At 59.8% G+C, this 23094-nt stretch carries 23 protein-coding genes; 5 read left to right on the forward strand and 18 right to left on the reverse strand.

Annotated features, from left to right (window positions below):
- Positions 1-3: 3 nt before the first annotated feature.
- The 13 genes from FERRO_RS06995 to FERRO_RS09975 all read right to left on the reverse strand — a co-directional run bounded on the left by FERRO_RS06995 (position 4) and on the right by FERRO_RS09975 (position 13928).
- Positions 4-699 carry a DUF4391 domain-containing protein gene (locus tag FERRO_RS06995; protein ID WP_056930162.1) on the reverse strand — a complete coding sequence of 232 codons (696 nt, stop codon included), beginning with the start codon at positions 697-699 and terminating at the stop codon, positions 4-6.
- Positions 696-3968: an SNF2-related protein gene (locus FERRO_RS07000; RefSeq protein WP_056930163.1), complete on the reverse strand. Its 3273-nt coding sequence runs from the start codon at positions 3966-3968 to the stop codon at positions 696-698. The genes FERRO_RS06995 and FERRO_RS07000 overlap by 4 nt, the downstream gene beginning before the upstream one ends.
- Entirely contained in the window at positions 3968-4864 is an 897-nt protein-coding gene (locus FERRO_RS07005; protein WP_056930164.1) for a helix-turn-helix transcriptional regulator, read from the reverse strand. The genes FERRO_RS07000 and FERRO_RS07005 overlap by 1 nt, the downstream gene beginning before the upstream one ends.
- A 200-nt stretch (positions 4865-5064) precedes the next feature.
- Complete coding sequence (locus tag FERRO_RS07010) at positions 5065-6354, reverse strand: IS701 family transposase (RefSeq protein WP_192839864.1); 1290 nt, start codon at positions 6352-6354, stop codon at positions 5065-5067.
- 419 nt (positions 6355-6773) lie between these two features.
- Positions 6774-8717, reverse strand: coding sequence for a relaxase/mobilization nuclease and DUF3363 domain-containing protein (locus FERRO_RS07015; RefSeq protein ID WP_056930166.1), 1944 nt, complete (start codon positions 8715-8717; stop codon positions 6774-6776).
- Positions 8718-9012: 295 nt separating this feature from the next.
- Entirely contained in the window at positions 9013-9537 is a 525-nt protein-coding gene (locus tag FERRO_RS07025; protein ID WP_056930168.1) for a S26 family signal peptidase, read from the reverse strand.
- The gene (locus FERRO_RS07030) at positions 9534-10067 is read right to left on the reverse strand and encodes a DUF2840 domain-containing protein (protein ID WP_056930169.1); all 534 of its coding nucleotides are present in this window, start codon (positions 10065-10067) and stop codon (positions 9534-9536) included. Before FERRO_RS07030 ends, FERRO_RS07025 begins: the two co-directional genes overlap by 4 nt.
- Positions 10064-10309 (reverse strand): hypothetical protein, encoded by a 246-nt coding sequence (locus FERRO_RS07035; RefSeq protein ID WP_056930170.1) that lies wholly within the window; start codon positions 10307-10309, stop codon positions 10064-10066. The genes FERRO_RS07030 and FERRO_RS07035 overlap by 4 nt, the downstream gene beginning before the upstream one ends.
- The gene (gene parA, locus FERRO_RS07040) at positions 10306-10944 is read right to left on the reverse strand and encodes a ParA family partition ATPase (protein ID WP_056930171.1); all 639 of its coding nucleotides are present in this window, start codon (positions 10942-10944) and stop codon (positions 10306-10308) included. Before parA ends, FERRO_RS07035 begins: the two co-directional genes overlap by 4 nt.
- A 205-nt stretch (positions 10945-11149) precedes the next feature.
- Positions 11150-12043, reverse strand: coding sequence for a replication initiator protein A (locus tag FERRO_RS07045; RefSeq protein ID WP_056930172.1), 894 nt, complete (start codon positions 12041-12043; stop codon positions 11150-11152).
- Positions 12044-12065: 22 nt separating this feature from the next.
- Positions 12066-12365: a helix-turn-helix transcriptional regulator gene (locus FERRO_RS07050; RefSeq protein WP_056930173.1), complete on the reverse strand. Its 300-nt coding sequence runs from the start codon at positions 12363-12365 to the stop codon at positions 12066-12068.
- A gap of 134 nt (positions 12366-12499) precedes the next feature.
- The gene (locus FERRO_RS07055; RefSeq protein WP_056930174.1) at positions 12500-13246 is read right to left on the reverse strand and encodes a DUF2285 domain-containing protein; all 747 of its coding nucleotides are present in this window, start codon (positions 13244-13246) and stop codon (positions 12500-12502) included.
- A gap of 334 nt (positions 13247-13580) precedes the next feature.
- Positions 13581-13928: a DUF2958 domain-containing protein gene (locus FERRO_RS09975; RefSeq protein ID WP_082601233.1), complete on the reverse strand. Its 348-nt coding sequence runs from the start codon at positions 13926-13928 to the stop codon at positions 13581-13583.
- Positions 13929-14231: 303 nt separating this feature from the next.
- Between FERRO_RS09975 and FERRO_RS07065 the strand changes: the two genes are divergently transcribed.
- Complete coding sequence (locus FERRO_RS07065) at positions 14232-14519, forward strand: helix-turn-helix domain-containing protein (RefSeq protein WP_056930176.1); 288 nt, start codon at positions 14232-14234, stop codon at positions 14517-14519.
- A 42-nt stretch (positions 14520-14561) separates the two neighbouring features.
- Here FERRO_RS07065 and FERRO_RS07070 read toward each other — a convergent pair whose 3' ends face one another.
- From FERRO_RS07070 to FERRO_RS10195, 5 genes are all read right to left on the reverse strand, one after another.
- Positions 14562-14909 (reverse strand): DUF2958 domain-containing protein, encoded by a 348-nt coding sequence (locus tag FERRO_RS07070; RefSeq protein ID WP_056930177.1) that lies wholly within the window; start codon positions 14907-14909, stop codon positions 14562-14564.
- Between the two features lie 545 nt (positions 14910-15454).
- Positions 15455-15760, reverse strand: coding sequence for a DUF736 domain-containing protein (locus tag FERRO_RS07075; protein ID WP_056930178.1), 306 nt, complete (start codon positions 15758-15760; stop codon positions 15455-15457).
- 757 nt (positions 15761-16517) lie between these two features.
- Positions 16518-17345 (reverse strand): DUF932 domain-containing protein, encoded by an 828-nt coding sequence (locus FERRO_RS07085; protein ID WP_056930180.1) that lies wholly within the window; start codon positions 17343-17345, stop codon positions 16518-16520.
- Positions 17346-17915: 570 nt separating this feature from the next.
- Positions 17916-18422: a RadC family protein gene (gene radC, locus FERRO_RS07095; RefSeq protein WP_056930182.1), complete on the reverse strand. Its 507-nt coding sequence runs from the start codon at positions 18420-18422 to the stop codon at positions 17916-17918.
- 101 nt (positions 18423-18523) lie between these two features.
- Positions 18524-18748 (reverse strand): hypothetical protein, encoded by a 225-nt coding sequence (locus FERRO_RS10195; RefSeq protein ID WP_160318117.1) that lies wholly within the window; start codon positions 18746-18748, stop codon positions 18524-18526.
- Positions 18749-18834: 86 nt separating this feature from the next.
- On the opposite strand from FERRO_RS10195, the gene FERRO_RS07100 reads away from it, so the two are divergent.
- Genes FERRO_RS07100 through FERRO_RS07115 form a run of 4 tightly spaced genes read left to right on the forward strand, consistent with a single transcriptional unit; the run spans position 18835 to position 23091 of the window.
- Positions 18835-19935 carry a type IV toxin-antitoxin system AbiEi family antitoxin gene (locus tag FERRO_RS07100; RefSeq protein WP_239683489.1) on the forward strand — a complete coding sequence of 367 codons (1101 nt, stop codon included), beginning with the start codon at positions 18835-18837 and terminating at the stop codon, positions 19933-19935.
- The gene (locus FERRO_RS07105) at positions 19935-20831 is read left to right on the forward strand and encodes a hypothetical protein (protein ID WP_056930183.1); all 897 of its coding nucleotides are present in this window, start codon (positions 19935-19937) and stop codon (positions 20829-20831) included. Before FERRO_RS07100 ends, FERRO_RS07105 begins: the two co-directional genes overlap by 1 nt.
- Positions 20831-21763, forward strand: coding sequence for a restriction endonuclease (locus tag FERRO_RS07110; RefSeq protein ID WP_056930184.1), 933 nt, complete (start codon positions 20831-20833; stop codon positions 21761-21763). Before FERRO_RS07105 ends, FERRO_RS07110 begins: the two co-directional genes overlap by 1 nt.
- A gap of 53 nt (positions 21764-21816) precedes the next feature.
- On the forward strand, positions 21817-23091 hold the full coding sequence (locus FERRO_RS07115; protein WP_056930185.1) for an SIR2 family anti-phage-associated protein: 1275 nt from the start codon (positions 21817-21819) through the stop codon (positions 23089-23091).
- Positions 23092-23094 lie beyond the last annotated feature (3 nt).

The following is a 23094-nucleotide window of genomic DNA, read 5'->3' on the forward strand; positions in this document are numbered from 1 at the left end:
CTGTTATCTGTCACTGGTTGAGCTCCTCCAGCTCTTTTTTAGCTTCCGAAGTTCAGCGTTGATCTCCACCTTGCGGTTGAATTGCTTTTCTTTGGCAAGTTTGCTGGCGGCCTTTTCGACCTCACGCTGCTTCGCCGCAACCTGTTCGACGCGGGCGACCAAGTCAGCAAGGCCTTCTTGCTGGCGCGCGGGCGTGGGAATCAGGCGGTGAAGCACCTGCTCGTACAAGCTACCCAAGTCGAGCGCCAACGGCATGGCGGCGCGCTCGACATCGCTCGGTAACCATGCCGTCGCAAAGTAGTCGCTCAAGACCCAACGGCTGGCGTCTGACTCGTTTGGGCGCTTGTACGCGGCAATCACCTGTGTTCGGCCATCAAAGCTCAGCTCGTAAATGATGGGAAACTGCACCGCGCCATCGATGCAGCGCAAGACGTCCAGATTCAGCTCCGCCGTCTTGAGCTGGATGGTGAAAATCTGAAGCTCTGGCACACCCGGCTTGGCGGGCAGGTTGATCGTTTCCGGGGCCAGCTTGTATTGCCAGACGATCTGCTCCACCTGTTCAACGAACAAGTCCTTCAGCCTCGTATTGGCACCACTGTGTTCGTAGATCTTGTTCTTTGGCAGGGTGCGGCCAAAGGCGGTCTGCTTCGGGTAGTTGATGAACGCGGCATTCGACTCGAATCGGGCGGGCTGACTCATCCGGCCTCCTGAATCACGAGGAAGGTGATCAGTTCGAAGTCGTCCAGCCCGGCAATGGTATTGACCAGCGCGGTGGTCTTGCCGCCGCTGAAAAGGCTGTCCAGATCCTTCTCTTCCTTCACCTCGATCATCGAGCGGATGGTCTTGCCAAGCAGGTCGGAGTACACCTGCATCTTGCGGCCATCGGCCGTTTCCTTGTTGAACAGGCGGCAGGCATCCGGAATAGGTTGGGCTTGCCCCTTGCAGCAACTGCGCACCAGATCGAGCAGAAGCTTGACCTCGGTGTGGTCGTGAATGACCTCTCCCTCGCGGTTGATGTAGACGAGGTAGTACGGATGCAGCCGGTTGTGCTGGCTGACGTTGACGCTCGGGTTGCGGTTACGCAGGGTGAAGATCACACCAGGGCGCAGGCCCAGCTCCGGCTTGGCAGGCACAACGGCGTGCATGCCGCTCGGCACGTTGTTCAACTCGCCATTGGCCTTGACATAGTTGAGCAAGTCCATGCGGAAGTCGTTGAGCCCCAGGTCAGTAATCGACACACCGGTCTTCAGGTCTTCCAGCTCGATCACCTCCTCTTGCAGGCGACGCAATTGCTCCTTGCGGTAGGACACGTCGTTGGCTTGGGCGCTCAGTACGTTATCGTCCCCGGTGGCCGTGACGTCGGCAATCATCATCCGGCTCTCAACCCGCTCCTTGAGGTTGATGTACTCGTCGAGCGAAATGTCTGGCCAGTAGTTGACCAGTTGGATGCTGGCGTTAGTTGAGCCGATGCGGTCTATCCGACCGAAGCGCTGGATAATGCGAACTGGGTTCCAGTGAATATCGTAGTTGATCAGGTAATCGCAGTCCTGCAGGTTCTGGCCCTCGGAGATGCAATCGGTACCAATCAGCAGGTCGATCTCAGCCGGTTCATTCGGCAGCACGACAGCCTTCTCCTTGGAGCACGGCGAGAAGAGGGTGAGCAACTCCTGGAAGTCGTAACTCTTCTTCAAGGTGGATTTGGGTGCCGCGCCGCCCGTCACCTTGGCGCTGTGCAAGTGCTGGATTGCCAACAAGTCCGGGGCCAGATTGGCGTAGAGATAGTCGGCGGTATCCGCGAAGGCAGTGAAGAGCAGTATCTTCTTGTTGCCCGGGTTAATCGGTGCGGCGAGCTTGCCCAGAATGAGCGACTTCAAATTCTGCAACTTCGCATCGTCGGCGGGCGTGATTTTGTTCATTGATGCCAATAGGGCATCAATGATTTCCATGTCCGCCTTGAGTTCGCGCTCCCAAGACGGCAGATCCATGTCTGCCAGACTGATCTTTACCTTACCGCCTATCTCGTTGTCGCCAATGGCTGGCAAGTCATCGTCGTCGGCATCCAAACTCTCCAACTGATCCGTCAAATCGTCAACACTGGCGGTGTTGCCGCCCTGATTGAAGGTGCTGATCTTGGTTAGCGTGTTGGTGTGGTTGGTGCGCAGTGACTGCAAGGTCAACCGGAACGACTCAATGGAACTTTCCAGTCGCTTGAGCAGGTTGGTGGTCATTAGCGCCTGCAGGCTTCTCTCGCGATCAACTTGTTTGAACTTGCTTTTGCCACCGGCCACTTGCGTGTCGTACATTTCTTCGTACTTTTTTAGTCGGCTTGGCAAGATGTAGCTGATCGGCGCATATACAGCGAGCCTGAGCAACGAGAGCTGCTCGAAAATCTCGTTGAAACTCATTACATCAGTACGCTGAGTGAGCGGCGAATGGAATGACAAAGGTTTGCGTCGCTCGGGGAACGGGCCGATGTCCTTCGTGTCGTAAAACGTCTGAATGTGCTTGCGCGAGCGCGCGATGGTGACGCTGTCCAGTAATTCGAAGAAGTCGAAATCCAGCGAATCTAGGATGGCGCAAGCCGTGCGCTGTTCGATCGGTAACTTCGCCCACGCGTTAAAACTTGCCTGCGCATTCCGGAAGACTTCTTCAACAGTCTTGCTGGTTCGGAGCTTTTTGTTCAGGTTTTCCGAATCGCCTTCGTAGGCCAGCGCCAGCTGGTTGCGCAGATCATTGAAGCGGTTGTTGACCGGGGTTGCTGAGAGCATCAGCACTTTGGTTTTTACGCCCTGCCTGATGACCTGATTCATCAACTTCTGGTAGCGGGTTTCCTTTTCTTTGAAGGCATCGTTATTGCGAAAATTGTGAGATTCGTCGATGACGACAAGATCGTAATTTCCCCAGTTGATACGGTTGAGCGGCGTGCCAAATGAATCGCCGCTGGTGCGGCTGAGGTCGGTATGGCACAGCACATCGTAATTAAACCGATCGCGGGCAAAGATGTTGGTCTTGAGATTGCGGTTGTAGTTCAGCCAGTTGTCCGCCAGCTTCTTGGGACAGAGCACTAATACGGAGCGGTTGCGCAATTCGTAGTACTTGACCACGGCCAAGGCCGTGAACGTCTTCCCCAAGCCGACGCTGTCCGCCAGGATGCAGCCGCTGTACGTTTCGAGCTTGTTGATGATCCCAGTGGCCGCATCCTTCTGAAAGTTGAAGAGCTTGTTCCAAATCAGGGTGTCTTGATAACCTGTGCGGTCATTAGGCAGAACGTCTTCATCGATGTCATCCAGGAACTCATTGAAGATGTTGTAGAGCATCAGAAAATAGATGCTCTCGGGAGAGTTCTCCTGATACACCGACGCAATGTGGTCGCAAACCTGAGCGGTGACGTCCTCCAGCTTGGTCGGGTCTTTCCAGATTTGGTCGAACAGGCTGAGGTAGGTAGCCGTGAAAGTCGGCTCGTCCATCTTGTTGACAAGATTGGAGACAGCGTTGCCTTGTTGGTAGCCAAGATCAACGGCCGTGAAGCCATGCAATGGCATGTAGGCCGCGTCCGTGTCGGCGGCCTGCACACAGGCGAACTGTTGCATAGGAGCCTTGCTGCGATTGGATTTGAAGGTCGCCTTGCGTCGCATCCAGTCGGCGCATTCTTTTGCAATCGCGCGTTGGGTCAGCTTGTTGCGGAGCTGAATCTCGAACTCACTCCCGTACAGGCTTCGTTCGCGGTCAATCTTCGGGATGTGGAACTCTTTGCGCTCCTTGCGAATCTTGTCGGTGACCTCGTTGGCGATGAAGGTTGGCGAGGTGAAGATGAAGTTCAGTTCGTCGATCTTTTCCAGCTCTGCTTTCAGTGCTTCGAACGCGTACATCGAAAAGCAGGAGGCCGCGATCTTCAGGCGGGAACCGGGCTTGAGCGTCTGTTTGAGGTCGTCGCCGAGCAAGCGGTTGATGTTGTCGATGAGTTCCATCAAGAATCCGCCTTTGGAGACGTGGCGTAGCCAGGAGCAAGCAGCGCGTTCTTCACGCCGTAAAGTGCCAGATGGTCTTTGAGCCACAGGCGGTATTCGGGGCCACGCAGACGGTGGTCGGGGGAGCAATCGACGCTCCAGCGCCGGAGCATGTATCCCGCAATGGCAGCCCGGAGCTTCAGCGCCAGCACGCCGCTAGTGAAGCTGTAGTCGCGTGCAGTGATTTCAGGTCTAGGCTGATCTGGATGCGGAACCAGTTCGATCTCGACAATCCGTGTCCACTGGATGTCGTCGTCTGGACGTTCGCCAACTTTGGGGTCCTCGTCGAGCATCCTGGGCGCTTCGATCCGGGTGATCACGAAGTCGCGGAACTCTCCGGTCTTGCGGTCGAACGCTCGGACGTGCCAACGCAGTCCGCTGTCGACGAGAGCGAAGGGAACAATTACCCTTTTGGACTCTCCACTGTTCACCGAATGGTAGCGAATGGCGACCGGACGCTTAGCATGGATCGCACGGCAAATTGGAGCAAGTACATCCATGCGAGGGCTGCTCAGCGCAGCCGGTGACTCGCAGGGGAGCATTGGCTGTGACTCGCCATTCACACCATCACCAAATCCAAGCGAAAGCGCTGACAGCACCCGCTGCGGGGCATGATCGAACAAGGGCGCGAACGCTTTGCCAATTCGGTAGATCTTGTTGCTGCCATCGAACTCAATGTTCTGTGGCGCCACCTCTCGATACAGTGCCAAGTCCCGAGTAGCCGCCGCAGGTGCCACGCCGAAGCGGTTAGCCAAGTCAGGTCGCCCAACCTCACCCATGAAGTACAGACGGAAGTCGATATAGGCCAACCGCTCCCGCTGGGCGTGGCTCAAGCTCTCAACGCGTTGGGGGTGCATAACCGCGCTCCTCATCCACAAGAAACGACGGTTAGACCGAAAGACACGGATTTGTTGCTCATGGTGAGGCTGTCTATATCATCAAATTGATGATATTACTCAACTTTAGACATTCAGTCCTCATCCTTGCGTCACCGGAGCGGTGACACAATTGAGTCCGAAACGATTAAAACGCATACTGAGTGCTGCTGATGGCGGTACTACACTCGCAATCTTGGGTCGCCGCGCTGTTCCGGAAAGGTGAATATCGCGGACTTCCGGTTGAAACCGTCCCGAAACGCAAGTCCGGTAAATTCCATGCGCAGCCACTGCGCCACCAAACCGCCGGTCAGCGGTTGCTTGTCTCGCCAAGGGGCGACGGCACCGATAGGGAAGCTTTCTTCCACCACCAAACTCAGTAGCTGAACCAGTGTCCATGCGGTGGATCGAATCTGCATCCACAGTTCCAGTACGATGCGTTTTTGCTGCCACAGATTGTTGACGCCCCACCAGCGTTTCAGGTTGTGGAACAACGGTTCGATACCCCAGCGACGGGCATACAGGCGCAAGATTTCCTCGGCACTCAGCTCCGTTTCGGTCGCCAACAACAGTCGCGCCTTTGACCAACTCTGCTTGTCCACATCGTAAAATTCGCACCATACTGCGCGTACCGACGTGCCTTTGAGAAAGCGTGCCATCGCCATCACTGAGCGCAGGCGTATCAACTGTTCCTTGCCATACAACGTCAATTTTACTTCGGATACTGGCAAAGCCAGGATCGCTTCCGGTGTCATTTTTACGCCGTATTTTCTTGGCTGTCCTCGCCCACGTTTTTTCAATAAGACGGGCGGCAGAAATAGCGCAGTGTCGCGCCGCGCTTGACCGATCACTCTCATCTTTCGAGATAGCAGCGGCAACACCAGTCGCGCCCGCATAAACCAGGCGTCGAACAGTATCCGGACAGGCTTGCCCTTCATCACCGGAGCCAGGCCGCGCACCAGGGACAACGCAATGGTCAGCTTGTTCCGATTGCCAGTGGCGGGCACTAAACGGGACACTATCGGCAGTACATACTTCCGACCCGCACCACCCAGAACGCTGATGCCCAAGGTCACCCAGCATTGCGCCTGTACGAATTGTGTTTGATTGGTTTTTTTGGCATGGTCGTGCCGAATGGCACTGCCCGGCGCTGTTTTGGACTGACGCAGAATCAGCGTGTCGTCGATCACCAGATTGAGTATTGCCTCGGGCAGCGTCTCGGCTACCAACTCGAACAAGGCTCGCGCCAGACGCAGCGTCCTCAGGCTGCCGCGCTCCAGCAGCTTGTAATAGGTTGTCCAATGACGTCGTCGGGTAATGGCGCTGATCGCGCGTGTCACCCATCCTTCCGGAGAAATCAGGCAGCCGCACAGCAGCTCGATAAAAGTGGCGCGTGAACGGGGTGGTACGGCAGTGAGCAGATGGGTAATCCAACTTGACAAGCAGAGACGGGCAGTTTGAGCGTAGGTCATGGGACACAAAACGAGGGGTAAAAAACGCCTCATTGGTCGCCGCCCTGCACACGACAAAAACCCTCGCGTGCAGGGCGGCGACCGCGCGAATCGTTCCTTCTGTCAAGTGTTTTTTGCTCATTTCGTGAATATTTTTACGTCCAAAATTAATGCTTTGCTACCGCCTTAGTGGCCGTTATTTTGATGCTGAATGTCTAAAGTTGAGTGATATTATGCGCCACCGCTTTATTCCGAGCAAGCAATCAGCCTGGACAAATCATCGAAACCGTGTCCTCAAGGCCGAAACGTTGCATTCTGTTCAGGATGCGGACGCGGGTTCGGTTTTTTTTGTTCCACCACCAATATTGAAGCCCCCAACTGTTAGCTGTGCACATGCATTGTTGGCAACGGCGGCCACCATTTTCCAATTCGCCCTACGCCTACCGGCCAAGCTGCCGTCGCCCCATATCCCAGGTGACCGATGACCCACGGACGACAGCAGTTATGGTCTGCCCCAGCCTCTGTTCCACCACTGGTCTCCACGGCACCAGGCTGAAACCGATGCCGTCGTCGAGCATCGCAAAGCGCCCGCTGGCGAGTTGCACATCGCGGCGATAGGTGCCGGTCACGCGCCCCCCATCGGCAACGGGGCGATGTGTGAGGCCGGTTTCCGCAGCGATAGTTTTGGCTGCACCATTTATCTCGCGTCCACGCAACGTCCCCAGCAGATTGCGCGCCAGAATCACGCGTTGTCCGCGCCGCTCGGCCAAGCCCTGTTCGACCAGGAAATCCGACCGCTGCCGCAGCGCTTCGCGCACCTCGCCGCCGAAGCCGTTGTCGGCGATACCGCTGGCGCCACCGATCAACTGCTGATCCAGCCAAGTTGCGCCGATCACGCGGACTTGCCGCTCAATGGGTAGGTGCGAACGCAGTTCCACCGACACGCCGCCCAGCCGCTGCACATCGTATTGCCGACCTCGCTCGGGCAGGTCCGTCGGCACCCGCCAGACCCCTTCGGCTACGCGCTCGACAATGCCCGCCCGGCGCAGCGCTTCCAGTCGGCGCACATGGGCATCAACCACCTCCTTGGGGTCGCGCGTAGGCGTGGCCTGGACCGTGGCCATCGTCAGGTGATGGTCGGTGCGGTACAGGCCATCGACCGCGAGCGCGGTGATATTCTTGTCGGCCGCCCGGAACTCGGCTGAACCGCGTGCTTCGACCATCGCCCCCACCGGATACTGCTCCAGCTCCACCTTGGCATTCAGGGTGACGTAGTGGGCCTTGCCATCAGTGCCATCGACCACCAGATAGCCACGGTCGTACAACTCGTCCGCCATACCCTTGGCCGCCACCCGGCCGACCACAGAGCGTGCGTTATCGCCCGGCTCGAACACTGCCAAGTCGCGCGGCACACCGCTCATGGCCCGCTGCATCGTGCGCACGATGTCGCCACGCTCGCCCATCGCCCGCAGAACCTGTTCGGCATCGGCGTGGACGGCCCACACGCCGGGCGATGACTCGTGCGCCAGCCCCATGTGCTGCAAGCGTTGCAGTCGGCCGATCAGCAGCACGCGTTGCTGCCTGTGCGATGGATCGCTGGCAGGTTGATTCATGTGAATCAGCCCGCCTTGCGCTTCACGTTGCAGCGTGCGATCCAAATTGGTCCAGCGTTCCTGATCGACCTCCCGCCGCAGGCTCTGCTGGATCTCCAGATCGGTGCGCGGCCCCAGCCATTCGGTCGCCAGTTCGGCGGCGCACTCGCGCATCCCTTGCGCGATGTAGTCGCGGGAAATGATCAAATCCTTGCCCGTATCGTCCTTGCCGCGCAGCACGATGTGGGTGTGCGGGTTGTCGGTGTTCCAGTGGTTCACCGCCACCCAGTCCAGGTTCGTTCCCAGATCGGTTTCCATGCGGCTCATCAAGTGACGGGTGTAGGTGCGAAGCTCGTCGAGCTGCTCGGCGTCCTCGGGCGAGACAATGAAGCGGAACTGGTGCCGATCCTCCCGTCCGCGTTCCTCGAAGGAGACCAGGTCGGCGTTGTCCGTTGTTGATCCATAGGCCTGGCCCGGTTCGCCATCGCGGCCCACGCCCTCCCGCTCGATGTAGCGCAGATGCGTGGTAGTCGAGCGTGCCCCGGCCTGTTTGAGGTTCACCAGCCGGGTCTTGATGGTGACGCGCCGTGAGCCAGGCTGCGCGGAGCGGCCGGTGAAACTGGCGGCTACATGCCCGCGACCAAGGCGTGCGCCGGGCCGGGTTCCCGACTTGCGCACCGACTTGCCGCCAGCCTTGCTGACCTCCTTCAAAACCTGCGAGACGAACTTCTGTTGTCGGTTCTTGGGAGCGCTGGGGCGGACGCGGAAACGGTCATCGTCCTGCTTGCTCATGGCATGAACTCCAGCGCAGCACTGCCAAGCCCAGCGGACAAAGCACGCCATTCGATCAGTGCTGGCGCGGACTTCGTGCCGCACACGGCACATTGCCACACAAAGCGCGTGCCGCGCCAACCCACGTGCAGACAAGGCTTTCGACGCGACGAAGTGCCGCGTCCTTTTATCTTGCCCTCCGTCTTTTCCGATCGCTGACGCGACCGGCCCAGACGGTCAGGCTGCGATTGTCTGCACGGGTGAAGCACCGCAACCGCAGGTTGTGGTGCAAGCGATATGCAGTGGGGCTGCACGTTCATGGCGTGCCCCACGTCCATAAGGGCTGCGCGCTGCCGATCACGGCGGAGACAGCAATGGGACCGAAGTACCGGCTGTCGAATGACGCCGGATTCGTCGCACTGAGCAGGAACAACTCGCCATCATGAAGCCGCCGACATTGCTGCCAGGCCGACAGTGGACGGCCACGACCATCGACTGTGCGGGCGACAGCTTCCGCCACGCCGTCGATGCGAACGATGTGCTTCTTGATGCACACCTGTTGCGGTGACATAGCGCCGACGCGCTTGAGTAGCGGGATGTGCACAGGCAGGTAGCCACGCCGTGCAGCCAGTGCGGCGGCGTCAGCCGGAAGCCGGGCGAGCACGATACTGCCGACGTGCAGCGAGTCAGGTAGGCCGATGCGATACCAGCCGCGTGGCACGCTGTCACTCGGGTTATAGACGAGGCGCGCAACAGGTGTATGAACCAACGGCCAGGCGAGCGCAGCGATGCCGAGGACGGTGAACAGTACGACGGCCCAGCGATGGACGCGGGTGTTCATCGCAACACCTCGCCCGCGAGGTAAGCGGCATGCCGTTCGACCGTGTAAGCCGGCAGCGGCAAACGCGCAGACAGTCGATTACCCAGCGTGCGCCAGTACGCGGGTGACACCGCCACCGGATCGATGCCGAGCGTTTCGATGGCGTCGATATGTGGCAGCACTGACTGCACTTGCTGTTCGCCCTCGGCGCGCAGCAGCAGACGCGCGCCCGGTCGGATGCCGGCGATGCGCTGAATGTCATCGAGCGGTGAGCAGGCCTGCAAAATCATGAGCTGCCAGCGCGTCGTACCGTAGTCGTTGGATTCCCAGCGCACCCGGCAGAACACTGCCGCCGGTGTGAAGATCGCGCTGTGCCGCCAGCGGTCCAGCCGCAGTTCGCGCACCGGATGGCCGAAGCGCAGGTAGAGGTTGATCCGACGTTCGACGAACGCCAGCGACACGCGCGTCAGCGGCGTGTTGTTCGTAACGCTTGATAGCACGGGACGTGGTGTTGGTGGTACGTTGCTGGCCGCCTGCGGCAGCGCACTCATGGCTGTTTCTCCGGGAATTCATGTTCCAGCAGCGCACGCAGCATCTCGGCGACCGTGATGCCGCTTGTGAAGGCTTCAATCTTGATGCGGGCGCGCAGCGCCGGCGTCACATCGAGGGTCAACCGGGCGGTGTAGAGATCGGTTTTTCCGATGTCTGCACCATCACCCTGGCGCACCCAGGCATCAGCGTGTGGATTGGCAGGTGGGCGTGCACCGATGGCAACCCGTTTCCCATTCTTCATGGCGCCATCCTCAACACTTCAGCAGCGAGCGCCGCGATCTCGCGTGCGGCATTGCTGTCTGCGTCGAGTTCGTGGGCGAGTTGACCCCTGGCCACGCTGTCGGCGAACACGATGCGCTGGCGAACTTCCGACAACAGCGATGGCAACGGTTGATCGGTGAGCGCATTACGTGCCTCGCGCCCGATCACCGTGGTGCTGACCCGCCGGTTGATGACGAAGGCCGCGCGTAGCGTTGGCCGGAACACCTGCGCTTCGCGAATCAGCGACACCATCTCGGCGCTGGCCCATACGTCGTAGGGACTGGGCTGAACGGGAATCAGCACCAGGTCCGCCGCGAGCAACGCGGAGCGCGCGAGGGCGGCAATTCGGGGTGGGCCATCGATGACAATGTGATCGCAGCGCCTGGCGAGTTCTGGCGCTTCCTGATGCAGGGTTTCCCTTGCCAGACCGACAGCGCTGAACAATCTTGGCAAACCATTCTGGCTACGGCGCTGGGTCCAATCGAGTGCCGAACCTTGCGGATCGGCATCGAGCAGGATCACTGAGCTGCCTTGCAAGGACAGCTCGCCAGCAATGTGCGTGGCGAGTGTCGTTTTGCCGACCCCGCCTTTCTGGTTGAGCAGCGCGATGATCATGATGCGTGGCCTCCGGCGAACCGGTTTATCCACAGCGCGCGGGCTCTTCTTATCGTTAGTTTTATAGATTCAAAGTTAGAAACTAAGTTAAGAGGCGCAGAGACCCGCGCCACACAACACTTTGCGGCCTGTTCGTACTCCTGATAGCACGACAGCGCTGCGCCTGATAGCACGAGGATTTCTACTCCCGATAGCACGAGCGGATTCACCGCTTTTCCACAGGCACGCTGATGACACCCTGGCCGGCACCAAAGCTGCCACCGGGTCGCAGCGGTGCCGTGGACGGCACGGCGCGGAAGGTCAACACTTCCGGCCCATGCCTCGGCCGCAGGATGGCAAGCGTGTAGCCCGGCAAAGGCTGACGCGCCACGATGCGGCGCAGGTCGTAGGCGAAGTCGGTGAAGCGCGCCAGGCTGCCGGATTTTCGGTGCAGCTGCGGAAAATCGAAGCGCCAGCCGTCGCGCTGCCAGCCGCCGTGCTTGCGCACCAGGCGGTACAGCCAGCGCTCGATGCCGCCGGTCAAGCGGAAGTAGTTGGCGTCGATGGTCAATACCAGGCTCTCTTCGAGCACACCGGCGTAGAACCAGTCCGGCAGGATCAGCTCGATGCCCAGCGGCCGGCCCTGGCCGTCCGCGCGCTCCTTCCACTCGTTGATCCACGAGAAGCGGTGCAGGCGCCGTGCATTGTGCTGACGGATCGACGTGGCAACACTGGTGGACTGCAAGCGATCCAGCGCAGCTTTGAGGCGCTGGTAGTCGCGCAGCGACGTGCCGCGACCGATGAAGCGCAGGATTTCGTAGGGTGTGGCCGCCATCAGCCGCGACGAGCGGATGCCCGCATCGCGTGCCTCGACGATCTGGCTGGCGGCCCAGATCAGGATGTCGGCATCCCAGATCGTCGCCAGGCCATGCTCGGCGGTGCCTTCGACCCGCACCGTCACGCTGCTGGTGCGAAAGTCGATCGGCACCGTGCGCTTGCTCTTGGCCAGCGAAAAGAACGGGTACGCCATCAGGTCTTGCGCATCGCGCGCCGGCAGTTCGCCCGAGAAAGCATGGAACAGTTCGAGCTGCTCGCGCTGCGGGTCGCGCCCGATGGCCATCGACAAAGGTGTCCATCGCCGATCAGCGCGAGCCGGAACGGCGCGCGGCGTGTTGTTCGGTGTATTGGGGGTCGGAAGTCATCTCGAAGCTGCGTGCATCGGCCCACGCTTCGAGGTCGGCGACGGCGTACATCACGCGCCGGCCGAATTTGCGAAAGCGCGGCCCGCCGCCGATGACGCGCTGTTTCTCCAGCGTGCGCGGCGACAGCCGCAGGAACTCAGCGGCTTCGTTGTTAGTCAGGTAGCGCACAGACTGCGTGGTCAGGGTAGGCTGCTGGGTAGCAGCGGGTACGGGATACTGCCGTAACGGTGCGGGTCTCATGGCATGGGCCTCCATCGGTCAAGATCGCCGACGAAGCAATCGCCGCCGGATGGAAGCAGTCTCGGGAAAGTCAGGCGTTCTGCGCAGGGACGTTTTGCGTTGCTGCGCTAACGTCCCTGTGCGGCCCTGCCGAGTTAGAGTAGGCGGTGGTATCCACCAGCCATGAGCGTCTGCCCGCGCCGGATCAAGCGGCGAACCTGGGCGCGCAGATCGCTGTCGTCATACCAGCGCTCGGCGACGGCGGTGATGCCGAACAACACTTCGGCCACGCCGCGCTGAGAGGCACCCGCCAGCGTGCCGTCGAGCGCCTGCAGGGTGCGCATGTGGAGCATAGCCGCGCGGCTTGGCCTGTTCGTTGTTATCGCGGCGCGGCGTGCGTTGGCGGCGTCGAGCACCGCCAGCTCGGCTTCGATTGCGCGCCAGCGCTCGCGGAGCTGGCAACCGGCGCGGACGGCATAGGCGTAAGCCATGCCGTCTTCCAGTGCGGGCGATATTGCCATGCGCAGCATGTGGTCGACGAGCTGGGTGGTCAGCACCAAGCGCTTGCCGTCGTGCGTCAGGTGCTTGCGGCCGGGGAAGCACCAGAGCTGGAACGGCAGCGCATCGGCTGTGGGATCGGCATCGGGATAGACCTGGACTACCGAAGAAGGATCAGGGAACCAGTCGGGGTGCGCGTCGCGTGCATCGCGCGTGGGGTCTTCCAGCAGGCGCAAGCCCCAGCGTTGCGCTTCGTGTTGCGGACGGTGCCGGTGGTGTTGCCAGGCGAGCCTGTATTCCGGGTTGCGCCGCAGGTATTCCCAAGCCAGCGCGGGGCCGTCCAGATGCAGGACGTACAGGTATGCAGCGCTGGGATGCCAGTGAACGGCGCTCGAATCTGCCATGGCGAAACCTCCTCTCGGTTAGAAAGAAACCAATCGCCACGGGGGACACGGTGGGCAAGACCGCCTCGGTCTTCGACTGTTATGAGTTAATCACAATAAACGCAAGGTTATAAGTTGATGACGATGGGGTAGTAAAGTTCCATCATCAGTCTGCGTCGGCAAGGTGGCCAACAACGGGCCGGACATTCGCACTATTTGCGACCGCGTTGCGCCGCTGCAGGACTGAGTAACGATCAATACAAACAATGTCTGGACTCAGACCCAAGAAGACGCAATGCGAGCCTTTATGTCATCGCATGGAGTGGCCCGCCACCAGCAGGCCAACAGGAATCGATCAATCGTTGATTGATCCATCGGTTCGCGCCAGCCGGACGTACTCAGACAGTCGTCGCTTTGGCGTGAAATGCAGATCACGTACAACGGCCAGGTTCCGCGGCCCGCGAATGCCTTCCAGGACGGACAACCTCACATAACCGAGTTCCGGCTTGCCCATGCCGAGGTCGAGCAGGCCGAACGCGGTATCGCCGTCGTCTGGATCGAGTTCGGTCAACAGCCAGGTCGCGTGTGCGTCCAGGGTGAACAGCTTGACGACCGGCAGCGGGTCGCGCTTCTCGCCGCGCGCGGCGGCAGCACCGTTGTCCAGCAGTTGGTTGCGGTGATCGTCGTTGATGAGTGGTTTCATGGTTGCTGCGCGCAAGGGGTTACGATCAACGCGGTGTCAGTTTTGCGCAAACGTGTCGATGAGTCAAAACTTGAATGTACAAGTGCGCTTCTGCGCCAAATTGCCAAAGCGGATTCCACCGAATCCGTGGGTACACGAATCGGCGATTGCGTAAGTACGGAAGCCATGATGTCAGTAAAAGCGGCTTTCAGCATAGACACGCCCGCAACAAATTCAAGCAGGGAAGACTTCAAATGAACACTATAGATTGTAGTCCTATAGGGCGCGATCAGGTGTCATCGTTGTTTTGCATGAAACGATTTGATGACATCGAAGAACTCATTCCCTGCGGCGCTCAAGACAGTCAGAAAAGCCCGTGGCCTCAGCCAGGAAGCTTTCTCGGACGTGTCGAGCCGCACGTACATGAGTTCGCTCGAACGTGGCCTGAAAAGCCCGACCTTGAGCAAGGTCGCCGAGCTGTGCGAGGTCATGGACGTGCATCCGCTCACACTGCTGACGCTGGCCTATGGCGGCGACAGCAAGGGGGTGAGCGAAGTCATCGAGCGCGTGCGGCGCGAGCTGGCCGCCATCCAGGCCCAGAAGGGCAAGTAGGCGAGAAAAGAGCGTTGCCCAGCGGCAGCGCCCGCGTGACGGCTACGTCACGATGCGCTCCGCGAGCCGCGCTTCACGCGCATAGGCACTGATCGCCTTCGTCGCTATGAAGTGCAGATCCCGCTCGACCGGAAGGCCAAGTCGGCCACGCACCGATTGCAGCTCGGCCAGGCTTACATAGCCCAATTCCGGAAAACCTTGCCCCAGATCGCAAAGTCCGAAAACATGGTCGTGATCGTCCGGGTCGATCTCGGTGAGCAGCCAGGTCGCGCCCGCGTCAGGGGTGAACAGCTTGACCACGGGTGGTGGGTCGAAGTTTTCGTTTTCGAGGGACTGCCTGCCGTTGGCTAGCAGTTGTGCGCGTTGTTCGTCGGTGATGAGCTTCGTCATGGTCTTCTCCTTGGAAGGATTCCGGGCGGGATTGCCCGAGACCGCGAGAGGCACGGCGCAGCACAGCAGTCAGGGTTCGCAGACGGCCGCAGGACGCCAGCGTGCAAGGCACGCGCAGACCTTAGCGTGCAAGGCACGCGCAGACCTTGACGGCGAGAACGCCGTGGTAAGGTGAAGGGAACAGCAAGCCAGCCCCCACCGTTGACAGTTACAGCAAGCGAAGCGCGCAGGCGTCAGTGATGGAAGCCGAAGGGGCGAGACGCCAAGGGTGGCTCGATGCGCAGCACGACAGCGCGCCCCGGCATCAGCCGGTGGACGCACGGAGTTTCTCGATCCCTGAAAATATCGAAACCGCTTTCCTGTAAAAACAACGGATGCACGAAGCCGGCTCCGCGCATTGACTGAGTTCCACGGAATCGCAAATTCGTGAAAGCGGCTTGCCGCCGATGCACGAAGCCGTAATGGCGCTTTTACGGAAATGCGTCCAACGCGGACGCTGAACTCGAAAGCGCCCCGCCACTTGGGCGGGGCGCTGAGGGCGACAATCAGTCGCCCTTGCTGCGCGACCAGATCAGGTTGTGCGCGCCGTCCTCGCCTTCGACCAGACGAGCGTAGATGGTCGCCGGGAACGACGGATCGTCGAGGGTCGCCGACAGGTAGGGCCGCTCTGCCTTGCTGATTTTCTTCCACGCCGCGCCGATCTCGAAGTTGCCGGCGACGATGCGGTAGTCCGGGGCGTTCTCGCTTTCCTTGGCGTTCGGAACGATTTTGACCTTGACGTTGAGCGTCAGGGTGCGAACCGTGCCGGTGAAGCTGTCGTTCTGTGCGGTGAAGGTGCCGATGTTTGCCATGATGAATCTCCTTTTGGTGGTGCAAGGTCGCGCCCATCGCGGCCTTGTCGGTGATCCAAAGGGCGAGGTACGGGCGGGTTGCATCGCGCAGCGGCCGCAACGTAGTGGAGGACTGGGAGGAACAAGAAATTTGCTTCGCGAGGAAGGCACGCAGTGCCGGGGAAATTTGTTGGGCCGGACGGTTGCAGCCATGAAGCCCGAGGCGCAGCCGCTGCCTCGCCAGGATTCACGACAAGCCAAGGCCGCCGTTGGGTGTGATCCTCACCGAAAGGCAGCATGGCTCCGGCATCCCTGCACAGAAGCGTTGCCGGCACGCACCTCATCGCAGGCAAGGTAAGTTCCGGATGAACAAGGATGAACGCCTCTCTCATCGGTGCGGATTTGAGTGGTCACGGCGTGGTTAGGTCTCGGCATGGTGGACGGCTTGTCGGTGAGCCGCCGTCGTTTATGGCAGTCTGCCCGCCAGCGTCGGGTAAGGCGCGTGATTGCACAGCCCGGCGCGGCAACGCCTGTCGTCCTCAGCGCCCCGCCCAAGCGGCGGGGCGCGTTTTTTGGGATCGGATGCCCAACCAAAAGCATGGCGAACTCATTCGACGGATGAACAAAAACAGGGATGGCGAAAGTCATTTCGCCATCGGGCAGTCGCTTTCCGACTGTTGCCGCGCCGCCCGGATTGACAAGGCCGGGCGGCGCGGCGGCGTTGTATGCCTCCGCCGTTGCGTTGCGCCCAAGTGAGGGGGCAAAGCCCCCTCGGATGTCAGCCTTTGAGCCGTTTCATCTCTTCGGCCAGTATCCACAGCGCCCGGTTGACCTTGACGTTCTGATCAATGCCCTGAATGGCGCGGGTGCGGTTCCTGCGTCCGTTGGCCGTGCGTGCAGACAGCCCACCTTGAACCAGATTTTCCTGCACGCGGTTGAACGTGCTCCACAGGTCGGGCCGGTCGTCGTCCCGGCGTCGAGGCTGCAGCAATTGTGTTTCCGTGATGGGCGCAGGCTTGACCGGGTCATCGTATTTCAGCGACAACGCGGCGCGGGCAAATACCTCCGATTCGCCGTGGTCCAGCGTGATGGCGGCCATCCCTTCCTGACGTTCGCGCACCAGCTCGAACCCATCCAGTACATCGTAGGCACCTTCGATCACCTGGCCGATCACGTCGCCCTTGTGCGGGATGCGCAGGTCGGCCATGGTGTCGCCGCATACCAGCCCATTGCTGCAAACGAAACGGAACATTCCCGCCAGCATCTGATAACTGCTGGTGCCGTCGTGCGAGTTCAGCAGAATGATTTCGTTGGCCTCCGCGCCGTTGATCTGCGCTGCGTGGCGTAGCCGCAGCATGTGCTTGGTGTGTTCACGCTTGCCGGTATCGCGTACGCGCGTCTGGCAAACCATGAACGGCTGGAAGCCTTCCTTTCGCAGGGCACCCAATACCTCTCCGGTCGGGATGTAGGTGTAGCGGTCGGATCGGCTCTGGTGCTTTTCCTCCGCGAAGATGGAAGGGGCTACGCTGCGAATCTGATCATCCGATAACGGATGGTCGGCGCGTAAGATGGGTGTAGCGTTTGCGAAACGGGAACTGAGTTGCATGGTATTTCTCCAGTGGTTACAGGTTGTGGTTTCAAAGCTGACCGGATTCCAAGATTCGGAGCCCGGTGTTGGCTTTGGTGGGTTCGGCGCAGTGACCTGGGCTGGTCGCCGTTGCCGCCGTCTTTCCTGAGTTCATCGCCCGCGAACAACCGGGTCAGCGAGGGTCTGGCGGTCAAGGAGGAAAGCGCAGGGTGGTGCGGCCCGCAGCGCAGCGAGGACACGGTCCTGCGCGCCTTGACGGACAGGCACCGCTGGCTACGGTCGCGGGATTGGTGATGAAGGAGAGGGAAAGACGGATGACCGGCTTACGGCCAGATGATCGACGGACCAACGCCGCGCGGCGAGCGCTGCTGCGTGCCGCAGGCACGCCTTGATGGGAGTGGACAAAGCGCGCAGCGCGAAAACAGCAATGTGCGCAGGCCGATCAGGCGCAGCCTGTTCGGCGGTCTTGCGGGGCGCCAAGCCTGCGCGGCGGGGTGGGCGTCAGCCGACCCCTGGAGGCAAGCGCAGCGCGCAGCTTTTTCGCCAAACCAAGGACACAGCAAAAAAAGGGGGCAAAGCCCCCTCGGGCTACAACAGCCCGCGTTCGGCAAACGACAGGATGGCGCTACCGGCGACGATCAGGTGATCCAGCACCCGCACGTCCACCAGCGCCAGCGCCGATTTGAGCGTCTGCGTCAGCAGCTCATCGGCCCGCGAGGGTTCGGCTGCACCCGACGGGTGGTTATGCACCAGCAGTAACGCAGCGCTGTTCCTGGCCAGTGCCTCCTTGACCACCTCACGCGGATACACCGATGTCTGGCTCACCGTGCCGCGAAACATCTCGACGTAGTCGATGACCCGGTTCTGCGCATCCAGATGGATGACGGCGAACACCTCGTGTTCCAGCGCCCCCAGCTTGACCCGCAGGAAGTCGCGCACCACCTGCGGCGAGGTCAGCGCTTCGCAGCCGCGCATCTGCCCGGCGAGTACACGCCGCGCAGCTTGCAACACCTCGTCGGCATTGGCCGGACGGTAGACGCCCGCGACATCGCGAACGAGAAGGGAGGAATCGAGAGAAAGAGAAAGTTGCGACATGATCGTGCTCCTGTCCGAATCGGGCGGAATTGCCCGGAACCGGCGAAACACGACGCAGCGCAGCAGTCAGGGGTCGCAGACGGCCGCCAGGACGCAAGCGCCTAAGCGCGTAGCCCTTGACGGCGAGAACGACGTGGTACGTTAAAGGGAACAGCAAGGCCGCCTCCCACACACTCCACTGCCAACATGGCAAGCGCAGCGCGCAGGCCCGAAGGGGCGGAGGCGTCAGAGATCAAAGCCACATGGCCGCGACTCGGCACGAGGCGTGGGGCAACCGCCCGCGAGCCCGACGGCGGAACGCCGGGACGTCTGGAACTAGCTAACAATATTCACTGCACAGTAAATATTGCTGTTCAATTGAATATTCGCTAGAATGTCAATATTCACTGCACAGTAAAGAACCACATAAGCCATGATGCCTGAATCGCTTACAACCGAACGACAGTTGATTGAACAGTTCCTCGACACCCTTCGGGCACTGCCGGATGTGCACGCCGAACTGGATCACCGGGAGCCTGCCGGATTAGCTAGTGACAGCAGACACGACGCCCAGATCGACCTGAGGGTCGCCGGCAAGCCCTTCATCTTGCTGATCGAAGCGAAAAAAGCCGTCTACCCGAGAGATGTACGTCAGGTTCTGTGGCAATTCAGGGAAATCAGTCACAACAGGCCCAAAGGGCAGAGTGGCGACGAGGCGCTATCGCTTCTGATCGCCGAGTCGATCTCTCCGGGCGCCAAGGAACTGCTCAGGGATGAACGCGTCGGCTACTACGACAGCGGCGGCAGCTTGTATCTGCCTGCGCCGGGCGCCTTTCTCTACATCGACAAGCCGCCACCCAAGACCCTGTCAAAGTCAGTGCGATCCCTGTTTTCCGGGCGGCGCGCGCAGGTGCTGCACACCCTGCTGATGCGTCATCAGGATTGGTTCGGCGGCAAGGAACTCGCCGAGCAAGCTTTGGTGTCGCCGGCAACTGCCTCGCAGGTGCTGACGGAACTGGAGCGCTTCGACTGGTTGGTGTCGCGTGGGCAAGGCCCCAGCAAAGAGCGTCACCTCAGAGAGCCTGCGGCGCTACTGGATGCTTGGGTGAAGCAGCTCGCTTCCATTCGCCCCCCCGCGCTGCGCCGCTACTACGTCCCCTCCATGAAAGCGGACACCCTGCTGGAGCACATCGAGCAGGTCTTCGCCACCCATGAGGTCGGGTACGCGATCAGCCACGAAGCTGCTGCACAGCGATACGCACCGTTCCTTTCCAGTGTGTCCCAAGTGCGCTGCCGCGTGCTGGTCGGCACTGCCGCCGATGCCGCCATCGGCGAACTCGGCGCACGTGTGGTCAATGAAGGTGCAAATCTCGCGATCATCGAAGCGAAGTCCCCTGGCGAGCTGCTGTTCCGCGAGCGAGTTGGCGGTATCTGGCTGGCCAGCCCTATCCAAGTCTACCTCGATCTGCTGCGTGGCGAAGGCCGCACCAAGGAAATGGCCGAGCATCTGCGCAAAGAAAGGATCGGTTTCTAATGGCCAAGCCCGCAACCTTCGACGGCTACAGCGACCAGTACACGATCGATTGCGAACGCGTCCTGGTGACGCTGTTGCGCGGGTTGGGTCCGTGGAAGGACTCCGTGTATTTGGTCGGCGGCCTTACACCAAGGTATCTGGTGGCCGCACGACCGCCCATCGTGCCCGCACACGCGGGCACTCTGGACGTTGACATCGTGATCGACCTGCAAATCCTGGCCGACACCGAGGCGTATCACACGCTGGAGGACAACCTCAAGAAAATGGGTTTCGAGCGCGCTGAGAACGAAAAGAAGCAAAAACTCTCGTGGCGTTGGCAGACCCGCACCGAACACGGCGCACTGATGGTGCTCGAACTGCTCGCCGACGCGCCGGACATCGCCGGCGGCAAGGTACAGCCGCTACCGACAGAGGGCACGATCTCGGCGCTCAACATCCCGCACTCGTCCATCGTCTTTGACCTCCACCAGGTCACCGAGATTCAAGCCGAGCTGCTGGGCGGAAACGGCGTCGCGACCGAGAAGATCAAGCACGCCAATCTGGTCAGCTTCACTTGCTTGAAGTCGTTTGCGTTTGACCAGCGCTTCGAACGCAAGGATGCACACGACCTGATCTATTGCATCGAACATGCGCCCGAGGGCATGGGCGCGGTCGCCGAAAGCTTCCGCAAGGAGCGTGGCGGCAAGCATGGTGCCGTGATTCAGGCCGCGCTGGCGATCCTGCGCAATCGCTTCGCACAGGACGACAAGACTGAGGGCTATCGCAAGGATGGCCCAGTGTCGGTCGCCAAGTTCGAACTTGGCGAGAGCGACGAACCCGAGCAGCGCGAGGCAAGAGCGCTGCGTCAGCGCCAAGCAAGCGACGTGATCGACCAACTCCTTGGTAGGATTGGCTGATGAGGGGGAACGAGACGGGTTTCCCTGCCGACATCAAGGGGTGCATGAAAGACTGCATCTTGTCCTTGTTCTGGCCGCGCAAGGACATCGTCGGCTTTTTTGAGAAGCACGGATGCACGAAGGCCGAAGTGAGTAGCCTGCAAATCGAAGGTGAGAGTGGCCTCAAGCGGCACGAGATCATTGACGTGCTCTTCGATACGCTGAACGCGCGTCCCGACAACGGGCTTGGGCCGTTTCGCGCCATGCTGCAGTCGCTGCTGGCATGGTCGCACTTCGACCCGTATTACTTCGACAAACTTCGCAAGTTAGACCGCGCGGCAGCGAATAAAAATCTTGAGCACTTACGGCAGTTGCAGGAAATCCGCGACGCAAAGATCAAGGCGGATCGAGAGCGCCGAGCGACTAACGACGCAGCGCGCCAACAGGCGACAGCCACACTGGATGAACTACGGACTGAATATCTTGACCTGCTGGCTAACAAGACTTCGCGACAACAGCGCGGTTATGCGTTGGAGCGCATTCTGGCCGAACTTGCTCGGCTTTCCCGTCTAGAGACGACAGAGGCATTTCGCGTGGCTGGTGAACAGATCGATGGTGCCGTGAAGTTCGATGGAGAGCACTACCTCATCGAAGCCAAATGGCAGGACAAGTCAGCAAGCAATGAACCGGTGTACCAGTTCGCTGGCAAGGTGGCCGGCAAGCTCTATGGGCGTGGTTTGTTCATTTCTGTCAACGGTTTCAGTGCTGAAGTCGTCCGCAGCCTCATTCTGGGAAAAGAAATCCAGACACTCTTCGTCGATGGTGAAGATTTGATCTTGGTGTTGGAAGGACACTTGAACCTTCGCGACATGATAGATCGCAAGGTGAAAGCGGCGCAAACAAAGGGCCTCATCTACGTGCATCCGATCTCAGGTGCAGAAAAGAAGGCTTAGCCAAAAAAACTCGCGTGCGAGCAAAATCAGATAATACGCAATAAGGAGGAAATATGAAGGCGTACCGCGGTGGGAAGGAAATTACTGACATCAAAGAGTTGAAGGCGCACATTGCCAGTGCGGCACGCTTGGAGAATGTCGGCGTCTTTCTCGGTTCTGGCTGCTCGTTGTCCGCCGGCGGAAAGATGGTCAAGGCCATATGGGAATCCTTCAAATCTGACTACACTGATTCCTACGCGTATTTCCTAGCAAATTATTTCATCACGCCAGAAGAGGATGCGGATGCGGCTAAAGTCAATATTGAATACAAGTTCGATTCGATCGAAACAGCGCTGATCGAATGGAAGCGGGGAAAACGTGTTCAGGCTGAAATCGATTCACTGAAGGAGCATCAACACAATTTGTATCGCGCGGTACTCAACGGCGTGAAGTTGTCGGAAGACTTCTGGAAGTCACCCGATGCACCAATGTACGATAGCAAACTAATCGATCACCGTCGGTTACTGATCAAGTTGGTCGGAAATCGTCAGCCTGGGCAAGGTGCTCCGTGGCTGTTCACCACAAATTACGATTTGGCTATCGAGTGGGCGGCCGAATCGCTTGGGCTGCTCGTACTCAACGGGTTTTCCGGGCTCCACAACCGCACCTTCGCGGCGCATAACTTCGACCTTGGTTTTCGAAACAATCTCGGGCGCGGCGAAGCGCGATTCGGCGTCTACAACTGCTACCTAGTCAAGCTGCACGGCTCGCTGACATGGTTGTCGGAGGGCGCGCAGCGCGTCAGGGAGATTCCAGCGGACTACGCAAAATTGCGCATTGATGAGTTCCTAAAGTCCACCAAGCCGCTGGAATCCCCTGGATTGATGATCTATCCGAGCGCGGCGAAATATGTCCACACGACCGGCTACGTATATGCCGAGTTGATCCGGAAGTTCAGCGAGTTTCTGTCACGCAACCAGACATGCATCATGGTGTCCGGCTATTCGTTTGGCGACGAGCACCTAAACAGGGTGCTACTTTCTGCATTGCAGAACCCAACGCTACACATGATCGTGTATTTACCAGAATTAGAGGCTGCACTGGCAACACCGACGACAGCAGGGCACGAGTTTGTACGGCGATTGCATGAACTGGCGCTGCCGCAAGTGACGCTGGTTGGGTCTGACAAGGACGCATACTTTGACAAGCTCGTTGAGGACATTCCCGCACCAGCGTTGCTGGATGATCGCACTGAACAGGCGCGAAAGCTCATGCGATTGTTCGAGGAAGTTGCCCACAGTGGCGTGGTGCCCGCAGTGCCGCCGCCGAGTGCGGCCGGCGCCGTTTGAGAA

It is taken from the genome of Ferrovum sp. JA12 (genome assembly GCF_001431705.1).
Lineage (GTDB): Bacteria > Pseudomonadota > Gammaproteobacteria > Burkholderiales > Ferrovaceae > PN-J185.

Bases quoted from the DNA above. Each gene is read 5' to 3' on its own strand.
- FERRO_RS07055 (WP_056930174.1), bottom strand. From the start codon at position 13,246: ATGGCAGATTCGAGCGCCGTTCACTGGCATCCCAGCGCTGCATACCTG.
- FERRO_RS07065 (WP_056930176.1), top strand. From the start codon at position 14,232: ATGACATCGAAGAACTCATTCCCTGCGGCGCTCAAGACAGTCAGAAAA.
- FERRO_RS07035 (WP_056930170.1), bottom strand. From the start codon at position 10,309: ATGAAGAATGGGAAACGGGTTGCCATCGGTGCACGCCCACCTGCCAAT.
- FERRO_RS07115 (WP_056930185.1), top strand. From the start codon at position 21,817: ATGAAGGCGTACCGCGGTGGGAAGGAAATTACTGACATCAAAGAGTTG.
- FERRO_RS07070 (WP_056930177.1), bottom strand. From the start codon at position 14,909: ATGACGAAGCTCATCACCGACGAACAACGCGCACAACTGCTAGCCAAC.
- FERRO_RS07030 (WP_056930169.1), bottom strand. From the start codon at position 10,067: ATGAGTGCGCTGCCGCAGGCGGCCAGCAACGTACCACCAACACCACGT.
- FERRO_RS07010 (WP_192839864.1), bottom strand. From the start codon at position 6,354: ATGACCTACGCTCAAACTGCCCGTCTCTGCTTGTCAAGTTGGATTACC.
- FERRO_RS07105 (WP_056930183.1), top strand. From the start codon at position 19,935: ATGGCCAAGCCCGCAACCTTCGACGGCTACAGCGACCAGTACACGATC.
- FERRO_RS07025 (WP_056930168.1), bottom strand. From the start codon at position 9,537: ATGAACACCCGCGTCCATCGCTGGGCCGTCGTACTGTTCACCGTCCTC.
- FERRO_RS06995 (WP_056930162.1), bottom strand. From the start codon at position 699: ATGAGTCAGCCCGCCCGATTCGAGTCGAATGCCGCGTTCATCAACTAC.
- parA (WP_056930171.1), bottom strand. From the start codon at position 10,944: ATGATCATCGCGCTGCTCAACCAGAAAGGCGGGGTCGGCAAAACGACA.
- FERRO_RS07110 (WP_056930184.1), top strand. From the start codon at position 20,831: ATGAGGGGGAACGAGACGGGTTTCCCTGCCGACATCAAGGGGTGCATG.
- FERRO_RS09975 (WP_082601233.1), bottom strand. From the start codon at position 13,928: ATGAAACCACTCATCAACGACGATCACCGCAACCAACTGCTGGACAAC.
- FERRO_RS07050 (WP_056930173.1), bottom strand. From the start codon at position 12,365: ATGAGACCCGCACCGTTACGGCAGTATCCCGTACCCGCTGCTACCCAG.
- FERRO_RS07075 (WP_056930178.1), bottom strand. From the start codon at position 15,760: ATGGCAAACATCGGCACCTTCACCGCACAGAACGACAGCTTCACCGGC.
- FERRO_RS07085 (WP_056930180.1), bottom strand. From the start codon at position 17,345: ATGCAACTCAGTTCCCGTTTCGCAAACGCTACACCCATCTTACGCGCC.
- radC (WP_056930182.1), bottom strand. From the start codon at position 18,422: ATGTCGCAACTTTCTCTTTCTCTCGATTCCTCCCTTCTCGTTCGCGAT.
- FERRO_RS07000 (WP_056930163.1), bottom strand. From the start codon at position 3,968: ATGGAACTCATCGACAACATCAACCGCTTGCTCGGCGACGACCTCAAA.
- FERRO_RS07015 (WP_056930166.1), bottom strand. From the start codon at position 8,717: ATGAGCAAGCAGGACGATGACCGTTTCCGCGTCCGCCCCAGCGCTCCC.
- FERRO_RS07005 (WP_056930164.1), bottom strand. From the start codon at position 4,864: ATGCACCCCCAACGCGTTGAGAGCTTGAGCCACGCCCAGCGGGAGCGG.
- FERRO_RS07100 (WP_239683489.1), top strand. From the start codon at position 18,835: ATGATGCCTGAATCGCTTACAACCGAACGACAGTTGATTGAACAGTTC.
- FERRO_RS07045 (WP_056930172.1), bottom strand. From the start codon at position 12,043: ATGGCCATCGGGCGCGACCCGCAGCGCGAGCAGCTCGAACTGTTCCAT.